General features: G+C 57.2%; 19 protein-coding genes. 10 read left to right on the top strand and 9 right to left on the bottom strand.

Annotation, left to right across the window (positions count from 1 at the left end):
* Window positions 1–20 precede the first annotated feature (20 nt).
* The 3 genes from VB618_RS06065 to VB618_RS06055 are packed head-to-tail and all read right to left on the bottom strand — an operon-like array spanning window position 21 to window position 4080.
* Window positions 21–1226 carry a PilZ domain-containing protein gene (locus VB618_RS06065; protein ID WP_329795667.1) on the bottom strand — a complete coding sequence of 402 codons (1206 nt, stop codon included), beginning with the start codon at window positions 1224–1226 and terminating at the stop codon, window positions 21–23.
* Between the two features lie 30 nt (window positions 1227–1256).
* Window positions 1257–2798: a glycosyltransferase gene (locus tag VB618_RS06060; RefSeq protein ID WP_329795666.1), complete on the bottom strand. Its 1542-nt coding sequence runs from the start codon at window positions 2796–2798 to the stop codon at window positions 1257–1259.
* Complete coding sequence (locus VB618_RS06055; protein WP_329795665.1) at window positions 2770–4080, bottom strand: UDP-glucose/GDP-mannose dehydrogenase family protein; 1311 nt, start codon at window positions 4078–4080, stop codon at window positions 2770–2772. Before VB618_RS06055 ends, VB618_RS06060 begins: the two co-directional genes overlap by 29 nt.
* A gap of 826 nt (window positions 4081–4906) precedes the next feature.
* On the opposite strand from VB618_RS06055, the gene VB618_RS06050 reads away from it, so the two are divergent.
* Both VB618_RS06050 and VB618_RS06045 read left to right on the top strand, forming a co-directional pair.
* A complete protein-coding gene (locus tag VB618_RS06050; protein WP_329795664.1) occupies window positions 4907–6121 on the top strand; it encodes a polysaccharide lyase family 7 protein in 1215 nt (404 codons plus the stop codon).
* A gap of 233 nt (window positions 6122–6354) precedes the next feature.
* Complete coding sequence (locus VB618_RS06045; RefSeq protein WP_329795663.1) at window positions 6355–6855, top strand: lytic transglycosylase domain-containing protein; 501 nt, start codon at window positions 6355–6357, stop codon at window positions 6853–6855.
* 93 nt (window positions 6856–6948) lie between these two features.
* On the opposite strand, the gene VB618_RS06040 is transcribed toward VB618_RS06045, so the two are convergent.
* The gene (locus VB618_RS06040; RefSeq protein ID WP_329795662.1) at window positions 6949–7329 is read right to left on the bottom strand and encodes a rhodanese-like domain-containing protein; all 381 of its coding nucleotides are present in this window, start codon (window positions 7327–7329) and stop codon (window positions 6949–6951) included.
* A 176-nt stretch (window positions 7330–7505) separates the two neighbouring features.
* On the opposite strand from VB618_RS06040, the gene VB618_RS06035 reads away from it, so the two are divergent.
* The 4 genes from VB618_RS06035 (at window position 7506) to VB618_RS06020 (ending at window position 10742) form a co-directional block, all read left to right on the top strand.
* Window positions 7506–7772 (top strand): hypothetical protein, encoded by a 267-nt coding sequence (locus VB618_RS06035; RefSeq protein WP_329795661.1) that lies wholly within the window; start codon window positions 7506–7508, stop codon window positions 7770–7772.
* A 56-nt stretch (window positions 7773–7828) separates the two neighbouring features.
* Entirely contained in the window at window positions 7829–8458 is a 630-nt protein-coding gene (locus tag VB618_RS06030; RefSeq protein WP_329795660.1) for a 3'-5' exonuclease, read from the top strand.
* A 1079-nt stretch (window positions 8459–9537) separates the two neighbouring features.
* Window positions 9538–10272, top strand: a complete 735-nt coding sequence (locus tag VB618_RS06025; protein WP_329795659.1) for a TerC family protein — start codon at window positions 9538–9540, stop codon at window positions 10270–10272.
* A gap of 332 nt (window positions 10273–10604) precedes the next feature.
* Entirely contained in the window at window positions 10605–10742 is a 138-nt protein-coding gene (locus VB618_RS06020) for a hypothetical protein (protein ID WP_329795658.1), read from the top strand.
* A gap of 75 nt (window positions 10743–10817) precedes the next feature.
* On the opposite strand, the gene VB618_RS06015 is transcribed toward VB618_RS06020, so the two are convergent.
* Window positions 10818–11972, bottom strand: coding sequence for a calcium-binding protein (locus VB618_RS06015; protein ID WP_329795657.1), 1155 nt, complete (start codon window positions 11970–11972; stop codon window positions 10818–10820).
* A gap of 425 nt (window positions 11973–12397) precedes the next feature.
* Window positions 12398–12625: a hypothetical protein gene (locus tag VB618_RS06010; RefSeq protein WP_329795656.1), complete on the bottom strand. Its 228-nt coding sequence runs from the start codon at window positions 12623–12625 to the stop codon at window positions 12398–12400.
* A gap of 267 nt (window positions 12626–12892) precedes the next feature.
* Between VB618_RS06010 and VB618_RS06005 the strand changes: the two genes are divergently transcribed.
* Window positions 12893–14380, top strand: coding sequence for a sensor domain-containing diguanylate cyclase (locus tag VB618_RS06005; protein WP_329795655.1), 1488 nt, complete (start codon window positions 12893–12895; stop codon window positions 14378–14380).
* A 23-nt stretch (window positions 14381–14403) separates the two neighbouring features.
* On the opposite strand, the gene VB618_RS06000 is transcribed toward VB618_RS06005, so the two are convergent.
* Window positions 14404–14796, bottom strand: a complete 393-nt coding sequence (locus VB618_RS06000; protein WP_329795654.1) for a RidA family protein — start codon at window positions 14794–14796, stop codon at window positions 14404–14406.
* An 86-nt stretch (window positions 14797–14882) separates the two neighbouring features.
* Window positions 14883–15320, bottom strand: coding sequence for an Lrp/AsnC family transcriptional regulator (locus tag VB618_RS05995; RefSeq protein WP_329795653.1), 438 nt, complete (start codon window positions 15318–15320; stop codon window positions 14883–14885).
* Between the two features lie 123 nt (window positions 15321–15443).
* On the opposite strand from VB618_RS05995, the gene rocF reads away from it, so the two are divergent.
* Both rocF and VB618_RS05985 read left to right on the top strand, forming a co-directional pair.
* Window positions 15444–16394 carry an arginase gene (rocF, locus tag VB618_RS05990; protein ID WP_329795652.1) on the top strand — a complete coding sequence of 317 codons (951 nt, stop codon included), beginning with the start codon at window positions 15444–15446 and terminating at the stop codon, window positions 16392–16394.
* A gap of 3 nt (window positions 16395–16397) precedes the next feature.
* Window positions 16398–17453: an ornithine cyclodeaminase gene (locus VB618_RS05985; protein ID WP_329795651.1), complete on the top strand. Its 1056-nt coding sequence runs from the start codon at window positions 16398–16400 to the stop codon at window positions 17451–17453.
* Between the two features lie 128 nt (window positions 17454–17581).
* Here the strand turns inward: VB618_RS05985 and VB618_RS05980 are convergent, their stop codons facing one another.
* Window positions 17582–17872 (bottom strand): DUF1330 domain-containing protein, encoded by a 291-nt coding sequence (locus VB618_RS05980; RefSeq protein ID WP_329795650.1) that lies wholly within the window; start codon window positions 17870–17872, stop codon window positions 17582–17584.
* 100 nt (window positions 17873–17972) lie between these two features.
* Between VB618_RS05980 and VB618_RS05975 the strand changes: the two genes are divergently transcribed.
* Window positions 17973–18848 carry a LysR family transcriptional regulator gene (locus VB618_RS05975; RefSeq protein WP_329795649.1) on the top strand — a complete coding sequence of 292 codons (876 nt, stop codon included), beginning with the start codon at window positions 17973–17975 and terminating at the stop codon, window positions 18846–18848.
* The last annotated feature ends 349 nt before the right edge of the window (window positions 18849–19197 follow it).

Below are 19197 nucleotides of genomic sequence, written 5' to 3'. Positions count from 1 at the left end.
GGTTAGTGGCCCGGACTCATTCATTCCCCGGAATTGAGTCCGGCTAGCCGCCTTCCATTCTCACTTTGAGGCTCTGTGGCCTTTCTTGGTGCATGGGCCGTCGCGCTGTCCCCAGACAGGATAGCTGCAATCTTGTTTCCTGCCCAGTTGACCGCTGTTTGCACTTTGTTGACGGCAGACCCGACTGAGGACCCGGAGAATGTGTTGAAGACTACTGATACAGGCTGGCCGATCGTCGATGCCCCGAGTTCACGACCAGGTGCCAATTTGACGATCATTCGCCCGGCAAGGGACGGATCTTCAAAGGATGGCAGGCGCTCAATATTAGCTTCCCTTACGCGAGCACCGTCAGCATATTCGATTACGGCGCTTGCCCCTTTATAGAACCGCAATGCCTGTTCTTGTGGAATGCTGGCAGTAACATAGGGATGACTGGTCTTCTCCCGCAGAGTAAGGATCGGTGCACCCTCACGAACAAAGTTGGTAGTCCGGCTGTACCGGGCCTGAACCACGCAATTGCAGGGGCTATCGAGAACGATGCTGTTGCCTTGAGTTCCTTGGATGGTGAGGAGTGGTTCGCCGGCCTTAACCTCGTCTCCGGTGGCTACGAAGGTGAGCTGCCCGTTCGATGGAGCTGGCACTGTGACCAGATCAGCTGTGATCTGAGCCGATTGAGCCGGGATCAAGTAGAAGCGGTCGAACAGGCTCGTTCCGATAAAGCCCAGAAGAAGCAATGTCGCCGCGCCGATGCCGATGTAGCCTGCAGCGCTTCGGCCATGGTGGGCGAGGTTGGCTACGAGCCCTTGAGGTTGAGGCCGCAGAGGAACCTCGCGAGTCTTTCCCTCGTTGCGCCTGGAGACAACATCCAGCACATCCCCCGCCTCTACGACCTCCCCTGCAAGATAGGCATCAAGGATGAAACGCAGGAGACTATGCTGACGCGGAGAGACGTCGACGAAGCGGAGGCCGATTCTATTGTGCTCGCTGGCGACATAGCGCACCTCCGCATTGATCGGCAGGGTCAGCTCATAACCGCTGAACGGGAAGGCAAGCGTGAGATCGAGCATCTGTCCAGGCCTAGCGTCCAGCAATCCGGTCCGCAGCCCCAGGCCTCCAACTGAAACATCAACGACCGCGAGCTGCACTCCATTGTGAATGCATTTTACAGGAAGGCGGTATCGAGGATGCTGCCTCTGGACCTCGGCCTCATGCGTAATTTTCGTCATAGAAACGTTCTCCAAGCGGCACCGCTGTCATCAAGGAAGAAAGAACATGGGATTTGGTGTCGGAAGGACCTTCATGCCCCATGCCAAAACCGATACGAATGCGATAAGCGCGACACTGTGCATGTAGGCTGACATGAAGTTGCTTGCGATCAGAGGGCGCTTTGCCACATTCGCAGATGTCGTCTTCTGTCGTGTCCACTTCTGACGGTCGAGACGGAATGTCACGTGGACCTTGATCAGCGATCCGAAGATCTGGTTGAAATAGAGAAGGAAGGGATAGAAAACCGACACTCTCTGGCGGGAGGCCAGGAGAGAGAGGGTCAGGATGTAACGGGTGGTCAGAATCCAGAGCGCATACAGGAGGAGGGCGTATCCGCTGATGAAGATCCCGGCGAGAAGTGCAACGAAAAAGCCGACGAGCGAGGTCCACATCGACATGCGCTGATCGAGGATAGACCACCATGTGAACAATCCGATCTTCCGGGGTCCGAGAGCAAGGGCCCTCGAGTTCGTGCGCAGCATGTTGCCGAACCACCGTACCATCAGCATGGCCGCAGCCGAGACGAAGTTCTCCGATGGGGGATCCTCTACCGTCAGGACAACTACGTCCGGTACATAGAGCATCTTGTAGCCGTTCCGCAGAAGCCAGAACCAGCTCGACTTGTCGTCACCGGTGAGGAACTTGAAGCGGCCTAGACGCCAATGGTCGACATAGTCGAGTTCCACCTGGCGGATGAACTCCGGATCGCAAACGATGCTTGCGCGGAACATCGACATGCGGCCGGTTAGTGTCAGAACACGTTCAGACAGGCCTACGGAGGACATCAGAGTATGCCGCTGCGCGAACCGCAGAGCGTACCATTCCTGGAAAATGCGACTGCCGCGGACCTCGCTCATCTCATCAGTCGTCAGCGCACCCACATTCGAATCGAGCTGGAAGAAGCCGACGCATTTCTTGACGAGATCTCGCGGAACGATGCTGTCACCGTCGATCACGGCAACAACATCATCAGCGGCCGGAGCGCGTCGGGCGACGGCCCTGAACCCGTAAGCAAGCGCATCACGCTTGCCTGTTCCCGCAATTCTTACGATGACCAGATCCACCCTGTCCTGCTGACCGCAGATTGCCTGAAACAGGCTCTTGATGAGCCGCTGATCACCAGCCTCAACGATCGATGCAACCACCGTGGTCTTTCCCGGCGCGGCCAAAGCAGCTTCGAAAGCCGCTCTGTAAACGCGCGTAGTAACGGCACTGTCGATCCGGAACGTCGTTACAAGAAGAAACGTATTGGGAGGATCGTGTCTAACTGCCTCATCGGCAGCCTTTCGCTGCCGCGGAAAGGCCAGCTTCCGGAAGATGAGCGCACGGATGAAGTGCAGCAGGCCCCACCCGTAGCGCCACATGGCCAATATTCCGATGGCTCCGATCACCCCGGCTCCGACAGAGACATAGGCCTCAGATGGAAGCGCGGCGGCAAAAGCCGCCACGGCAACCACGTAGAGGATATGCGCCCCTATCGAATCCGAGAGACGGATACTGCCTTTACCAGCAGATTCCCTGATAGAAGTCACCTGAGCACCTTGTTTGGTCGATACGGACGAGGTCAATAAGAGGCCGGTCATCCTGAACGACACTCAGGAGACGCTTGGCTTCATCACGATTGCCGAGAACAAACACTTCAGCGTGATCGACGACCTCGTTGACATCGGCCGTCAGTAGCGACGTCAGATGAGGTAGATGTGCTTTTACGAATTGGAGGTTTGCGCCGGTAAGCTTAGAGACCTGAATATTCGGATCATAGATGCGAATGTCGTAACCGCGACCATAAAGGCGTTCCGCGAGCTCCACCAGCGGGCTCTCGCGCAGATCATCGGTCTCCGGCTTGAAGCTCAGGCCGATGATGCCAATCCGACGCTTGCCCGTTGCGGCAACCATCGAGTATGCGCGCCGCAGCTGCTCTTCGTTGGCGTCCATCGTCGCGTCAAGGATAGGCGTTGGAACATCCAGCTTTCGAGCTGCAAAGCGCAGAGCGCGCAAGTCCTTGGGTAGGCAGGATCCACCGAACGCGAACCCAGGCTTTAGATAGGCTTTGGAAATGTTGAGCCGCGTATCGGCGCAGAGCACGTCCAACACGGCATGACCATCAATCCCTGCTTCCTTGCAGATATTGCCGATTTCATTGGCAAAGCTGATTTTCAGAGCATGCCATGCGTTGTTGGTATACTTCACAGCTTCGGCAGTCCGAATGGAAACAACTCTCGGCTCAACCTTGAAAATCTTGTGGAGTTCAATCAGCCGGTCAACCGTAGCCTGATCATGACGTCCGAAGATGATGGCGCCTGGATCATAGTAGTCGCTGATGGCAGTGCTTTCCCGCAGGAACTCCGGATAATAGGCAACGCCGAAGCCCACACCAGCCTGGCGGCCGGAAGCACGCTCAAGAGCAGGAAGAACGATGCTCTCCATAGTGCCCGGCAAGATCGTGGAGCGCATGACAATCGAATGGAAGGAGTTCTTCTCTCGGATCGCTGCGCCGATCTGCTCAACGGCAGCACTGACATAGGAGGTATCAAGAGATCCGTTTGGACGCGAAGGCGTTCCAACACACACGAACGATAAATCTGAGCCATTGACGGCTTCGCGAACGTCGCTGGTTGCCACAAGGCGCCGGCTACGGATCCCACTTTGTATCAGCTCTCCCAATCCCGGTTCGACAATCGGGCTGATGCCCTCATTGAGAGGGCCCACTTTCTGAGGGTTCGGATCGACTGCGATGACATGATGGCCATCATTGGCCAAGCACGCCGATGAGACCGCTCCGACATAGCCAATCCCAAAGACACTAACTTGCATTAGGCTGTTCCTGCCGATTAACAGTGAAATCAAGGCGCCAAATAGAAATGCGCCGGGTGCAGCCCAATAAATACTCCTGCTTTACTCAAAAGCGCTTCACTATTTCGGCTGGAGAGATACCCCCTACGGGTTAAGTAGAGAATTACTCCTATCAATAGATCCCACTTAACTCAAAAGAGTACACATACCCACTTGATTATTTTGCTGCACCGCACACTGCATGTTTTACGAAACTATACTATGATTATCTATGATTTATGCTTTGTTTAGCCGAACAAATGGAAATTGAGTTTAGAAAATTGAGGGATTTCACGCACATAGAGCTAATTCAGCAAACAGGCTCAATCGGGTTCTTCTTTCAAACATCCCAATTGATGAACGACAAGGAGCATCGGAGTGCATGCTTGATCGCAATGCGAGCATCATGAAATTGCTATGTGAGGATTACACCAAGTTGAAGACTTGTAGCTCTGATGAGAAGTTACCCCCAAGATGCGTTATATCAGACTAATCCGTTTGGGTGAGGCAGGAGCCAGCATCATCTGTGTTTCTAGATATGCTTAGCTTGCACGATGTCGCATGGATGCACCTGGCATCACCGAGACAAGCAGCACGTGCGAGTCAGGAATGACATTTTTACCATTCAATTTAGGAAAATTTTGTACTTCTGATGCTACGGATATGGGACCCTCTACTCTCAGGTTCGTGTGAGCAAAAGCCCTCGGCAGCATCATAGCGACAGCGAGTCTCTATAACCTTACAGGAAGGTCTGACTTCTATAAAAATCGAGCCAATCAAAGCTCAGGCATTTTGGGGCATCAACAAGTTGACTTCACATTCATCACAAGCGCCAAGTCATACTTTCAGTTTGACTCATTGGAAGATCACTCTTCCGACAGATCGGAATGGTTCATTCGTAGGCATGGCCTATGAGGTGAAGAACCTCAGTGGCTACGTGAATCCAAACTACTTCTACACCGGATCTGACGGAGCCATGATCTTCAAAGCTCCCGTGGAAGGAGCGACGACGAGCGGTTCGCGATATGCGCGCTCTGAGCTTCGGGAGATGAATGGCTCAGAACGAGCAGCATGGACCATCAAGCAGGGTGGCTTCATGAAGGCTACCCTCAAAGTCGATCAAGCTCCTACCCTCTTCAACGGGACGAAAGGGCGCGTCATTGTCGGTCAGGTTCATGGACAGGACGACGAACTTGTCCGTCTGTACTGGGAGAAAGGCACACTCTACTTTGTGAACGATATTGCAGGTGCTACAGGTCGGGAGGCGAGGTTTGCCTTGACTAACAAGGCTGGCTCAAGGCCCGACGTCGCCCTCAATGAGAGATTTACCTACTCGATCGATGTCACCATTGACCGTGTGAAAGTGACTGTCTTGGCCGACGGCCAGACCTATACGGCCAGCGACACAATCAACCAGGCATGGAGAAGCGATGCGTTCTATTTCAAGGCGGGCGCTTATCTCGGCGTGAACGAAACGCAGGGTGTCGGCTATGGCCAGACTTCCTTCTACGGCCTCAAATTCAGCCACCCCGTCAATGCATTTCAATCCTCATTCAAGATAAACGGCCTTCCATCGACTTCGAAGAAATATGAAGGCACGAGCAAAGGCGACAAGCTCACAGGATCAAGCGGAAATGACAGGATTGAGGGCAAGGGTGGAAACGACATGATCTGGGGAAAGAGCGGGAACGACATTCTCGCCGGGTTGTCCGGCAAGGATTCCTTCACGTTCGATACAAGGCTCGGGGCCAACAACATCGATGTCATTCTGAACTTTAGTACTAAGGACGACACGATCCGCCTCAACGACATTGTGTTTACGAACCTCAAATCCGGAAAGCTGTCGTCGGAAAGCTTTGTCACTGGGGCGAAAGCATTGGATGAACAGGATCGGATCATCTACAACAACAAAACAGGCAGCCTGTTCTATGATCCTGATGGATCCGGCCAAACCCGCGCCATACAGTTCGCCAAGGTCGACGCGGGCCTGAAGTTGACGGCAGCTGACTTCCTGATCATCTAGCGACAACACGCTGTGTTTCAGACATCTCGCATCGACTTCTTCCTAATGATCGTATGACAGCTGTTAGCTGTGCATGAATGGATCCTACCCCGAAGGAGGTAGGTGGCTGAATTTTTGGCCGCGTGCCTCCCTTGCTGGGCCTCATCAGTGCTATTTTCAGTGTCGTTACAGCCAAGCTGACCTTCTATTGCCACGATTGGTGATGAGAAATTCCCTCAACCAAGGGGATATGCATGATTTCTCGTCTTCTTCTTGCCTGCGCCGCCATCGCTTGCTCTCTGCCGGCAATCGCATCAGATCGCGCGACGATTGACTCGCTTGTCGCACAACATGCCAGAGCTCATGGCGTCCCGGAAACTCTGGTTCATAGAGTCATCAGAAGAGAAAGCAGCTATAATCCGCGAGCACTGAGCAAAGGCAATTTTGGCCTGATGCAGATCCGCTACGCAACAGCCCGTGGCATGGGATATCGGGGAAGCCCATCGGGTTTGCTTGATGCCAACACCAACCTCACTTACGCAGTCCCGTATCTTGCCAATGCGTATAAAGTTGCAGGCGGCAATGCCGATCGGGCAGTCGCCCTCTATGCAGGCGGCTACTATTACGAGGCGAAGCGGAAGGGGTTGCTTCAGGCCCTCGGCACGGCTGTTGCCGATCCAGCCTCGACTGGCTCCATCTCGGCAGCTCGAGGTGCCTTGGGCTCTTCGGCATTCACATCTGCCAACGCCCAGTGACATTGCCGAATGGGGCAACTAAGGCCCTCATGTTCGACGCTCGGCCACAGACAGGGCCGAGCGTCTTCGCTTTCGAGGCTCGGTCTTCGGCAATCAAGCCGGCTCCGTATCGATGCCGGCTTCAGCCAGATCCTTGAAGCCGCCGATGTTGAACACCGCCGTATAGCCCATGTCCTGCAGGGTCTTGCCTGCCAAAGCAGAGCGCCCTCCGGAGGCACAATGCAGAAGGATGGTTTTGTCCTTCCGAAACTCCGGATTGTGATACTGGCTCTCCGGATCGGCCCGAAATTCCAGCATGCCGCGGGAGACGTTGACCGCTCCCTTGAGCTTTCCACTTTGCTGAACTTCCGTTGGATCACGCACATCCACCACTAGCACATCGCCGGTGCGCATCTTCTCAGCAGCCTCGTTGGGGGACAGCCTGGGCACTGAGGAATTCGCTTCCGCCAGCAGATCCTTCACGTTTCTTGCCATGGTCCTCTCCACATAGGGTTCTGCCATATGACAGCCGGGCAAGGCTCGGCCCAAGAGTGCATTGTGTCAAGGAAGATGCAGTCTCGGCTGTGATGCGTTGATGCCCTTGGAGCATCTACAGACCTCAGGCGTTGACGGGGGTTGGTGCACTTCTGCATGCCTGAAAGGACGATGACATGCCACGCGAGGTGGGTGATGCGGAGGGCATCACGTGGACTTGCATTCAGGCTTTCGCCGGTCTCGGCAATGATCCGGAGAAAGCGGATGCCGCGCGCGTCGATGGCGCGGGCGACCGGATCCATGTGGTCTGCACCCCGTCGGGAGGCGCCAAGTCCGTGCGCCTCGAACTTCCCGGAGATTGGGAGACGAACCTATCCGATGACGACCTGCTGCGGGCCGTCCGTTCACAACTGGCCGAAGAGACATCGGCATCTCAGGTTTAGCCGCAACCGAAACAGGCTGTCACCATAGGCACAGACACGAGGACAACGGACCCGCAATGCCGGATTGGCCAAAGATCGCGTTCCTCGACTTCGAAGCCTCGTCTTTGGGCAAGCATGGGTATCCCATCGAGGTGGCTTGGGTTCTCTCAAATGGCGAAGAAGAGAGCCACCTCATTCGACCTGATCCGACCTGGATCGACTGGGACCCCAAGGCACAGACTATTCACGGAATTTCACGGGATCGGCTACATGCGGAAGGAACGCCCGTGGCGGATGTCGCACGGCGGATGAAGGACGTTCTGACAGACTATGCCCTTTATGCAACCGCACCGTCATGGGATGGGAAATGGCTGAGCCGCCTGCTCCGGGCCGCCGGGCTCCCACGGCATGCCCTGCGCTTGCAGGATACGGAAGAAGTTCATCGGCAGACCGTGCATGAGGTCTTGCTTGGAATGAGCATACCGACTGACCTGTATGATGGCCTCATGAAGAAGGTTCTGTCTCAGGCTCAGAAGAAGGACAATGACCTCGGCCCTGCCGAGCATCGCGCCCTTGCGGATGCCCGACGCGAGCAGCGCCTCTGGCTCGATATTCGTCGTCGGACGCAGGAGATTGCGGGACGTCTGGACGATGTCGACATTCATTCTGCGAAAGCCGATCAGGAACCCAGCCAGCCCTCTTCATAGAAGTTGACCTGCTTTTACAAGGCATCACGGCGACCTCTCCAGCAGTGCTTCGTTCAGTAACCGTCCGGGAGTTCGCCTGCGATATCCTGATTGGGGCGCGTCAGAATTTCGATGCGCCGACCGTCGGGGAGTTGGATCGTCCGAAGTCGCATGACCTCCAGCCCTGCATCGACTCCCTCTTGAGCCGATCCATAGCGTGTTACCCGAGCCCGCCGCTCAATCCCGTTGCGTGGTGCACGCGCCTGGGAAACCTCTAATCCTGGCTCACGCCGCCGCACTGCCTGCTCTTCGCGTCTCTGAGGACGTGTGACACTGCGCGCCTGCTGGTTTGAACGGCGCACCTTCCGCTCGACGACACTCTTTTGCTTGGCTTGGTTAGTTGCTTCCTCTTTGCGAGGGGAGGCCTCAGAAGGCGTTTGCGTTGCCACCGCTGCTTTCTCCTTGGCGGCTTCTGGAGGGGCAGAAGCTGAGGAGGGCTGAGGCGGCGATGGCGCAGGGATCGGGGCAGCAGCCTGTGGCGGCTGAGTTGCAGGTGCAGGTGCCGACGAGGACGGCGTGGCCCCGCTTTCCGGCGGAGGATCGATCCAAGGGCGCCCCGCCTGGGCAAGCGCGGGCGCTGCAGCCGACAGAACGCTGATGAGCGACGCCGTCAACAGCCAACGTCCTGATGACCCTGCCATAACCCAACTCCATTCCTGCAATGAAAGAACGCTTGTGCCGCCATTGCCGGTTCCATGGCTTCAGCCCTATTCGGGGGCGGAATGAGCAAATCACTGTGAGCTCTAGAGCTGCTTCCACTAAAGTGGAATCATCTCATTTTTTGGTTCGCCGCTTTTTTGAAGGCAACCCGGATCCACTTCGCCGGGAGATGCTCTAGGCTTTTGGCCAACAAAGCTCAGCTTTCACAGGGGAATAGCACCCTTTTTCAGCACTGAAACTTGGCTGTTTGGACCCTATGATGCTGGTGATGGGAGCCTCTGATCCGATGGTTTGTGATGCAAAAGAGGCTGGAAAGACGGCTTAGCCCTTGTGCAAGCTCTACAGTAACCGAAATAAGGGTCACAACCACGGAAGGCCTCATGGACCAACTTCTTGCACTTTCAGCGGACCCAACCGCATGGGCTGCCTTGGCGACCCTCATCGTCATGGAGGTTGTGCTTGGAATCGACAATCTCATCTTCATCTCAATTCTGACCAACAAGCTGCCCCCTCATCAGCAGGCAAGAGCTCGGCGCATCGGCATCGGACTGGCTCTCATTCTTCGTCTAGGCCTGCTCGGGACCATTGCCATCATCGTTCAGCTGACCGAGCCGCTCTTTACCGCCTTCGGCCACGGCTTCTCGTGGCGAGACCTGATTCTAATTGCGGGCGGCCTATTCCTCGTCTGGAAGGCCACTAAGGAGATCCACCACCATGTGGATCCCGATCCAGGTCCGGATCTCTTCGAGGGCGAGAAGGCTCAGATGAACTTCGCCTCAGCAATCGTGCAGATCCTGCTGCTGGATCTCGTCTTCTCCATCGACAGCATCATCACGGCAGTCGGAATGACAGATCACGTGCCGATCATGGTGATTGCCGTGGTGGTGGCTGTAACGGTCATGTTGCTGGCGGCCGATCCTTTGGCGCGCTTCATCCAAACGAACCCGACAGTCGTCATGCTCGCGCTCGGCTTCCTGCTCATGATCGGCATGGTGCTGATTGCGGAAGGCTTCGGCGCTCATGTACCCAAGGGCTACATCTACGCGGCCATGGCGTTCTCGGCTCTGATCGAGGGCCTGAACATGCTCTCCCGACGCACCAAGAAGGGGCACTAACCTTAGGAAGACTGGCGCAGCGGTGGGAAGCCGCTGCGCCGGCGGGCCTAGTGGTTAAATTCTAACGCTTGGTACCGCCAACCAAGCTGGTGCTTTGAGTAGAGCCTGTGTGAAAACTCAAACCAACCTCATCGCGGCGAACTATTTGTACAAGTTCATGCCGCTGAACCGGAGATTGTCCGGCCGACTGAAGATTGTAAGACATGAAACTGCTTAAAAGATTGGCACACCAGCGTTTTCGCACAGGCTCGGAAAAGCGGACCTTCATCCCGTTTTTCGGCGCGGAGGCGGAGGGCAACGACGGCCAGTACTCTACCCGCTGAGGACAGATCGTGAAGATACCGGTGCCCACCACCATTGCGGGCGGTGCGTTCATCGGCATCGTGCCCGACAAGCACAAGCGCGTCAGTATCATCATCAGTCGTGGCAATGTGGTTCCGAAGGTGCTGGCGCACTTCCTCGCGGGATAGAAGCCGAGACGCCTTTGCACGCGCGAGAGCACTCACCTCGACGAAGTGAGTGCTCCTTACGTCGAATATTGACACTTAGAGGATGAAATCGGTCCTGGAGAGTGTTCCGACGTCCCTGACAAGGATCTCGAAGTCGCGCGTGCCATCACCGTTCACGTCGCCTTGGACGATTACATTGTCACCCAGATCGCGAATGCGAAGTTCGCCGGCACTGTCCGAGAAGTCATTGGTTCCGATGAACCTGAATGCATTGTTCCCGCTCCGGTCGGTATTGGCATCTATGGTGCGCAGGTCGATGTCGTCCTGCCGCCGATGGAAGTCGAGGATCTGATCCCGAGCCGAGGTCGTCCTTCCCGTCTCGTTCACGGCGTTGAAGTCGAACAGGTCGGCACTTGAGCCGCCAGTCAGGAAATCACGTCCCAGACCGCCAGTGAGAACGTCGCGGCCTGCACCACCGTCCAGAGCATCGGATCCCGCGCCACCATTAAGATTGTCGTTGCCGGCGTCACCAAAAAGGAAGTCATTGTCGTCGCCGCCATTCAGGATGTCGGCATCGAACCCACCGCTGATGGTGTCGAGGCCGGCACCACCATTGAGGAAGTCCGCGCCTGCGCCGCCATCAAGGAAGTCGTTTCCGGCACCACCGTCAGCGGTATCATTGCCGGCATCACCATAGACGATATCATTGCCGTCACCGCCATTGAGGATGTCGGCGCCTGCGCCGCCATCGAGGTAGTCATCCCCGACACCACCGTCGGCGGTGTCGTCGCCGAAGCCGCCGAGGAGACTATCGTTGCCGTTCCCGCCGTCCAGACTGTCGTTACCGTTCCCGCCATCGATGAAGTCATTGCCGTCGCCGCCAAAGAGGCCGCTCACAAAGTAAACGCCGGAATAACCAAGTACGATTCCGGAATCATCACCATCGCCGCCATAAATAACATCATCACCATCAGCGCCATAGGCAGCGTCATTGCCGGAACCTCCTTCCAGATAGTCGTTCCCGGAAGGTCCAAGGTTCCAATTTCCATATGGGTCGGCAAGGGTCCCCGTGCCCGAATTAATTAAGGTCACGTATTGCGCGCCGAGCAGGACATCGTTGCCTTGTCCCCCATAGATTTGATTGGTAGCGGCAGTGCCCGGCAGGAAGTCGTTACCGTCGCCACCGTAGATATTATCGAACACTTGGAATTCGGTCGAATTATCAGAGTCATTACCGTAAAAGTTCGCCATGGCCTCGATCTCCTTGCGATCAGAGTAGCCCACCCCTGGATTTTAGGCGAAAACCACCATTGAAGGCTTGTTGCGCAAACATTACTCCGTTGAACCTTAGCCTGATAGGAGGGATGCCCACGCGTTGCTGCGATTGGGGATTAATCACTGCAGGCAGTGTGGAGTTTATACATTGCCTTTTTTGTAAGCTGTTTCGAGAGAGCGCTCCATGTGATTGACCGAGCATAGGACTGTCATGGAACCGAGGGCGCAGGTGCCGGGGGTGATGCATGCACAACCTGCGGTAATAGCCCTCATCCCTGGCAACTGCGGAAGTTGTCTCTTGGCACGACGATGCCGTTTGCCCAGCTTCCGCTTTGGATTGGTTGAACATCGCGGATTGGGTACCAAGTGTTAGATTTTAACCACTAGCCCTATCCGGTTGCTCAGTCCCCGGCCTCCGCCGCCTCGGCGGCAGTCCAGAGATTTAAGATAGCATCGGGGTCAGTCATCCTGAAAAGCTCTTCCACGCTGAGCCCGGAGGAGGCGCCGTATCGAAGCATCTTCTCGCGATCGGCCTCGAAAGTTTCCTTGTCGGCCCATTCTGGACGAGCATCGATCAGAGCACTCATCATCCGCCAGATCCTGTGGGACTGTGAGGGGCCGAACATCATAACCGTCTCTCTTGAAGCCGCTCTTACAATCACGAAAGTAGAAATCGATCATTGCCACCATATCAATGGATGACAATTCAATATGTTATAACTTGAGTGCATCTCGTTAAGTTCTAATGAATTCGTCTTAGGCTCTTCAAGATAGCAGACCTGCGCTAGCCTTTGCGTCGACAATTCTATTGGCTAGCGCTAATGCTTTGGCTTATAGAATATATTCAAAGTTGATTGTTGTGCGGTCGAATGAAGCGCCTGTTATCAGAAGTCTATTTGCACCTGATTGCAGGCGTCATTGCTCTTGGCATCCTTGGGATTTCCGCCCACACGCTCTGGATGGATCGGCTCGGCACCTGGCAGGAAGCCGAAAAGTCCTCCAGGAATGTGTTGACCACCATCGTTCGCGATCTCGATAGCAATCTTGAGCTGCTCGATCTGTCCTTAAAGGGAGCGATGGAGGGGCTTCGCCATCTCAGCTCCCAGCAATTGTCCCCGGACCTCCAGTACCGGATGCTGTTCGACCGCGCGGCTTCGGCCAACTTCATGGCATCCCTTCTGCTCATCGACAGAAACGGCGACCTGATTGCCGATGCAGGACCCATGATCGCCTCACGATTGCTCAACGTCTCAGACCGCGAGTACTTCACGGCTCACAAGAACGCGCATCACCTCGGCCTCTACGTGAGCCGCCCCTACCGGAGCAAAGCACCCCATGGCGATCTCACCATCGGGATCAGCCGCAGACTCTCCGACTCCGATGGTGGCTTCGCCGGAGTGGTCATGGGGTCGATTGCCCTGAACACCATCAATCAGCGATTTGAGCACCTGAGCCTCGGCCAGCAGGGAGCCATCAATCTCTTCCGAGGTGACGGCGTTCTGCTGACGCGCTACCCCTTTGACGAGAGCCAGATCGATCAAGAGCTGGGCGGCTCTCCTCATGTCCAGCGGCTTTTGAGGGACAAGTCCGGCACGTTCGACTCGGTATCGCCTATCGATGGCATACACCGCATCATCTCGTTTGGGCGGTTGGAAAAGTACCCTCTCGTGCTCACCGTGGCTCTGTCGGTGGATGAGGTTTTCGCCGCCTGGGAGAGGAAGGCTCTTGTTCTCAGCCTCGTGACGCTGGTGCTCTGCTGTGCCGTCGTTGGATTGACGTTCCTCTTCCAGCGGGAGCTGAAGCGCCGCACGCGAGCCGAGACCAAGCTCAGGCGGATTGCCAGAACGGATGATCTGACCGGCCTGCCGAACCGTCGTGCCTTCCGCGAGACCTTTGAGCGTGAATGGCGCCAAGCTGTCCGCTCAGGCACAGCCCTGTCGCTGCTTTACATCGACGCCGATTATTTCAAGAGCTTCAACGATCGCTACGGACATGGCCGCGGCGATGAGGTTCTGCGCGCGATCGCCGGCACTCTCGACGCCAGCATCCGGCGCCCCCGGGACATCGCAGCTCGTTATGGCGGCGAGGAATTCGCCGTCATCCTGCCAGAGACGGATCTGGCAGGCGCTATGAGGATCGCCGAAACCATCCGTCAGACCATCACCGCGATGGCGATGTTGCATGAGGGCAGCCCTTATCACATCGTCACGGCCAGCATCGGGGTCGCCTCGGCGCAGCCTACCCGCGGGATTGAGAGGAACGCCCTTCTCGAGGCAGCTGACCGAGCCCTCTATCGAGCGAAAGGCGCAGGCCGCAACGCCGTTCGCAACCCTGCAGAGGATGTAGTCCCGTCCTGGGCATCGCTCCCGGACGCGGCAGCCTGATCGTGATCCTTCGACCGAGCAGGTCAGGCCAATGCGATGCACTCGATCTCGATGTCGAACTCCATGGGCCAGGACGCGACCGGCACGAAGGTCCGCGAGGGCGGGTTCTCAGGGAAGAAGCGGGCATAGACGCGGTTGATGGCGCCATAGAACCCGGCATTGGCCGCATAGATCCGCACCATCACGACCTTGTCGAGGGAGGTGCCGGCACTCTCCAGGCAATGCTGAAGCGCCCGGAGGCAAGCTTCCGTCTGCACCTCGATGTCGCCCTTCACGAAACCACCGCTCTCCATGTTGAAAGGCGGCGTTCCCGACACGAACACGAACCCGTTCGCCCTCGTCACCATGGACAGCGGCACGCCCACCTTCCGCACGCCTTCGGACAGAATGGGAACCTCGACGACTTCCTTGGACATGGATGACCCTCTCAGAACAACAGGCACTGTAGCGAATGGTGAACGTCGCGCCAGCCCCGCGAGTCGTTGCTGTTGTGGAGACGCTCCTAGAGCTTGGCACGGGTGCTGCGGGGCGTTGCCAGCAGGAGATTCGTCTCTGAAGCGATGACACCTGGAATCAAGCGCACCCGCCGCAGGATTGCGTCGAAATCCGAGAGGCTGCTTGCGCCGAGTTCGACGATGAGATCCCATTTGCCGTTCGTCGTGTGAATGGCGCTTACCTCCGGAAAGCCGCCGAGCGCATCCACCACCCGGTCGCCTGCCCTCCCCTCCACCTCGATCAGCATGATCCCGCGCACGGGCAACGCGACGGCATCGGCCCGGAGGATCACCGTGTAGCCGACGATGTCACCAGACCGCTCAAGACGCTCCATACGGGACCGAACCGTCGCGCGCGAGGCGCCAAGGGCGAGTGCAAGGTCCGAGACGCTGCGCCGCCCGTTATGCCGCAGGAGCGTGATCAGGCGCTGGTCGAGATCGTCCATTGGGTGCCATTATGATTAGCTGAACTGACCAGAGTGATCACAAGTTCTGCGCTCTTTGTCAAAGTACCTTGTTCATTCTGCCAACGCTACAGGATAGCTTGACGGCTGGATATGGAGAGATGAATGGCTTCGACCACGTGCATCGTTCTGGGCATACCCGTGCAGGAGGGCGCCGGCCGGCTCGGCTGCGACATGGGCCCCAGCGCCTTCCGGACGGCGGGCCTGGTGACGGAACTTCGCAACCTCGGCTATGCGGTCGAGGACCGTGGCAACATCGCGCCCGCGCCCCAGCGCGAACTGCGCCACCCTAACGGCGCCATCAAGGCCTTAGCCGAAACAGTGGCCTGGACCGAGACCATCACTGATGCCGCCTATCAGGCAAGCGGCGACGGCATGCCGATCTTCATTGGCGGGGATCACAGCTTGTCTGCCGGTTCCATGACGGGGCTGGCCCGCCGGGCCGCCAAGAAAGGCCGCGAGTTCTTCGTCCTCTGGCTCGACTCCCATCCGGACTTCCATACCCTCGAGACGACGACGAGCGGCAACCTGCATGGCGTGCCGATGGCCTATGCGACGGGCATGAGAGGCTTCGAGGGCTTCTTCCCGAAAGTGGCAAACCCGCTCAAACCGCAGAACGTGTGCATGATGGGAATCCGCAGCGTCGATCCGGCGGAACGGGCTGCACTCTCCACGGCCGGCGTGACGGTCCACGACATGCGCGCCATCGACGAGAACGGCGTCGCGCCCCTCCTCGACGCTTTCCTCAAGCGCGTTGCGGCCGCAGACGGCATTCTCCACGTGAGCCTGGACGTGGATTTCCTCGATCCGGGCATTGCTCCCGGGGTCGGCACATCGGTTCCCGGCGGCGCCACCTTCCGCGAGGCTCATCTCATTATGGAGATGCTTCACGACAGCGGCTTGGTGCGGAGCATCGATCTGGTCGAGCTCAATCCATTTCTCGACGAGCGCGGGCGCACGGCCCTTCTGATGGTCGACCTCGTATCCAGCCTCATGGGCCGGCGCGTGCTCGACCGCCCGACGCAGAGTTACCGTCACACGCCAAAGAACCATTAAGCCATGAATCTGAAACTGAACGTCGTCCCATTCGTCAGCGTAGACCGTATGATGAAACTCGTTCTCGCCATTGGCGTGGAGCGCTTCCTGCTGGAGCTTGCGGAGTGCATCGAAGCCGACTTCCGACGCTGGGAATCCTTCGACAAGACCCCGCGGGTTGCCTCACACAGCCGCGAGGGCGTGATCGAGCTCATGCCGACCAGCGATGGCGAGGTCTATGGCTTCAAGTATGTGAACGGTCACCCGAAGAACACCCGCGAGGGACGCCAGACCGTGACGGCCTTCGGCGTGCTGGCCGATGTGGCGACCGGTTATCCCGTGCTCCTAACCGAAATGACCATCCTCACGGCCCTGCGCACCGCCGCCACATCGGCGGTCGCCGCCAAGCACCTCGCCCCCAAGGGCGCGCGCGCTATGGCCATCATCGGCAATGGGGCACAGGCCGAGTTCCAGGCCCTCGCCTTCAAGGCGCTGCTCGGCATCGATACCTTGCGGCTCTACGACATCGACCGCTCGGCCAGCACGAAATGCGTGCGCAATCTCGCGGGCCTAGGCTTTGGCATCACGGTGTGCAACTCCATTGAGGAGGCGATGGAGGGTGTTCAGATCGTCACGACGGTCACGGCCGACAAGCAGAACGCCACGATCCTGACCGACAACATGGTCGGCTCAGGCCTGCACATCAACGCGGTCGGCGGAGACTGCCCCGGCAAGACCGAGCTGCATGCCGACATCCTGCAGCGCTCCGACATCTTCGTGGAATATCCGCCGCAGACCCGCATCGAGGGCGAGATCCAGCAGCTCCCGCCCGACTATCCGGTCAAGGAACTGTGGCGTGTGATTGCAGACCTCGAGCCCGGCCGCACGGGCGAGCGGCAGATCACCCTCTTCGATTCCGTGGGCTTCGCCATCGAGGATTTTTCAGCCCTGCGCTACGTGAAGCGCCAGATCGAGCAGACGGGCCTCTACGACGAACTCGATCTCCTCGCCGACCCCGACGAGCCCCGCGACCTCTTCGGCATGCTGCTGCGCGCGGCAGCTACGCCGAATGCGGCGTGATCATTGGCGAACAGGCCTGAACTCAGGCAATCGATAATCTTACTGGCCATTACAAAATGCGATAGCAAACCGAGACCTCAGTGAGGGGCACAGGAGAATCCCGCGCGCCCTTCAGAGGGATGGATTGCTCACAGGCCGCCGACGAGAATCGCATCACACCTTACGGCCTTCATGCGCATAGCCTTCAGGGGAGCGTACTCGGGCGAGTTGTACCAAGCCTTGGCTTTCTCGACCGATGGGAACTCGATTACCACAATGTAATTTGGCGACCACTCGCCCTCGGAGCGAACGATGTCCCCGCTGAGCGCGCGGTAACGCCCGCCGTAGGCTTCTGTTACGGGAGCGACTGCCGTTTTATAGGCCTCCAAAGCCGCCGGATCCCGGACCTCGCGATTGTCGAAAATGTAGAATGCGCTCATTGCCATCAATCCTGTCTGTGACTGGTGGAGAACGATAGGGCCAAGGCCAGTCGACAGGATAGATCGCCAATGCTAGCCAATGTGTCCATCAGGATGGACAATGATGGATCTGAACGCTCTGACGACCTTTGTGGAAGTGGTGACGTCGAACGGTTTCTCGGCTGCCGCGCGTCGGCTTGGAATGCCGCGATCAACCGTGAGCCTGCGTATCCGATCGCTTGAGGATGCTCTGGGAGTGAGATTGTTCAAGCGCTCCACCCGCACGGTTACCCTCACGGACGATGGGCGTCGCCTGTTTGAGCAGGCGCAAGGCGCACTGAGTACGCTGCGTAGCGTTACCCAGGAATTTCGGTCCTCACACCAGGAACTGACCGGCACCGTCCGGCTTACGGCGCCGGCGGATTTTCCGACGAGTCCCCTGGCGGAGGCGATTGCCGCGTTCCGGCGGACTCATCCGGGCGTGTTCGTCGATGTCATCCTCACCAATACGGTCTTGGATTTGGTAGCGAACGACATCGATGTGGCAGTTCGCGTTGGCCTGGATAACCCACAGGATATGATCAGCCGTCAGGTTGCTACATTCGATTATGGCTTGTTTGCCAGTGCCACTTGGCTCGACACGCACGAGTTGCCGGCTCACCTGAGCGAGCTTCAACACTTTATCGGCCCACCTGCCTCCATCCGCAATCTCCTGGGTCGTATCATCTTTGGCGGTGAGCGGCTTCCTGTCCCGTCAGTTGAGGCAAACGACTACCGGATGATCCTGGACCTCGTTCAATTAGGGGCTGGGATCGGCCTTCTTCCGTGTGTTCTGTGCAGGAAAGATGTTCAAGAGAGGCGGCTGATTCAGGTGCGTACCGAGTGGATTCGAGCACCGGTGCAGATATCGATTTCATTCCCGACGCGCAAAGACATTACCCCACGGGTCAGGACCTTTGCTGATCACCTCGTCACAACCTTGCGCGCATTTGCATAGGATTGATATTGATCGCCGCCGCTTGTGTCAGAATGACTAAGTTAGGTCGTATGAAAATGTCTTCTTCAAATGCTTATGGAGATTGGTAGCGGAGGACCGATACCGTCAATACGCCCAAACTAATTATCTCAGTTTCAGGCTATGTTCGTTTGGATAAGCGCAAAGATTCAGATTGCCATAACTAGGCTTTTGGCCTGCGCCCTCGCATGCTGATCCCGCTGATATTGGCATATGGGTATAGATTGGCTGGAAAGAAGCGCCCACGGATCTTTTCTAAGAAATTCCAAGCAGCTGTCTTAGCTTTTGTCTTAGAGGGGTAGAGACTTACGGCTTGAAGAACATCAGCATG

Source organism: Microvirga sp. CF3062, from assembly GCF_036314045.1.
Classification (GTDB): Bacteria; Pseudomonadota; Alphaproteobacteria; order Rhizobiales; family Beijerinckiaceae; genus Microvirga.
This window is presented reverse-complemented; position numbering and strand designations above follow the sequence as displayed.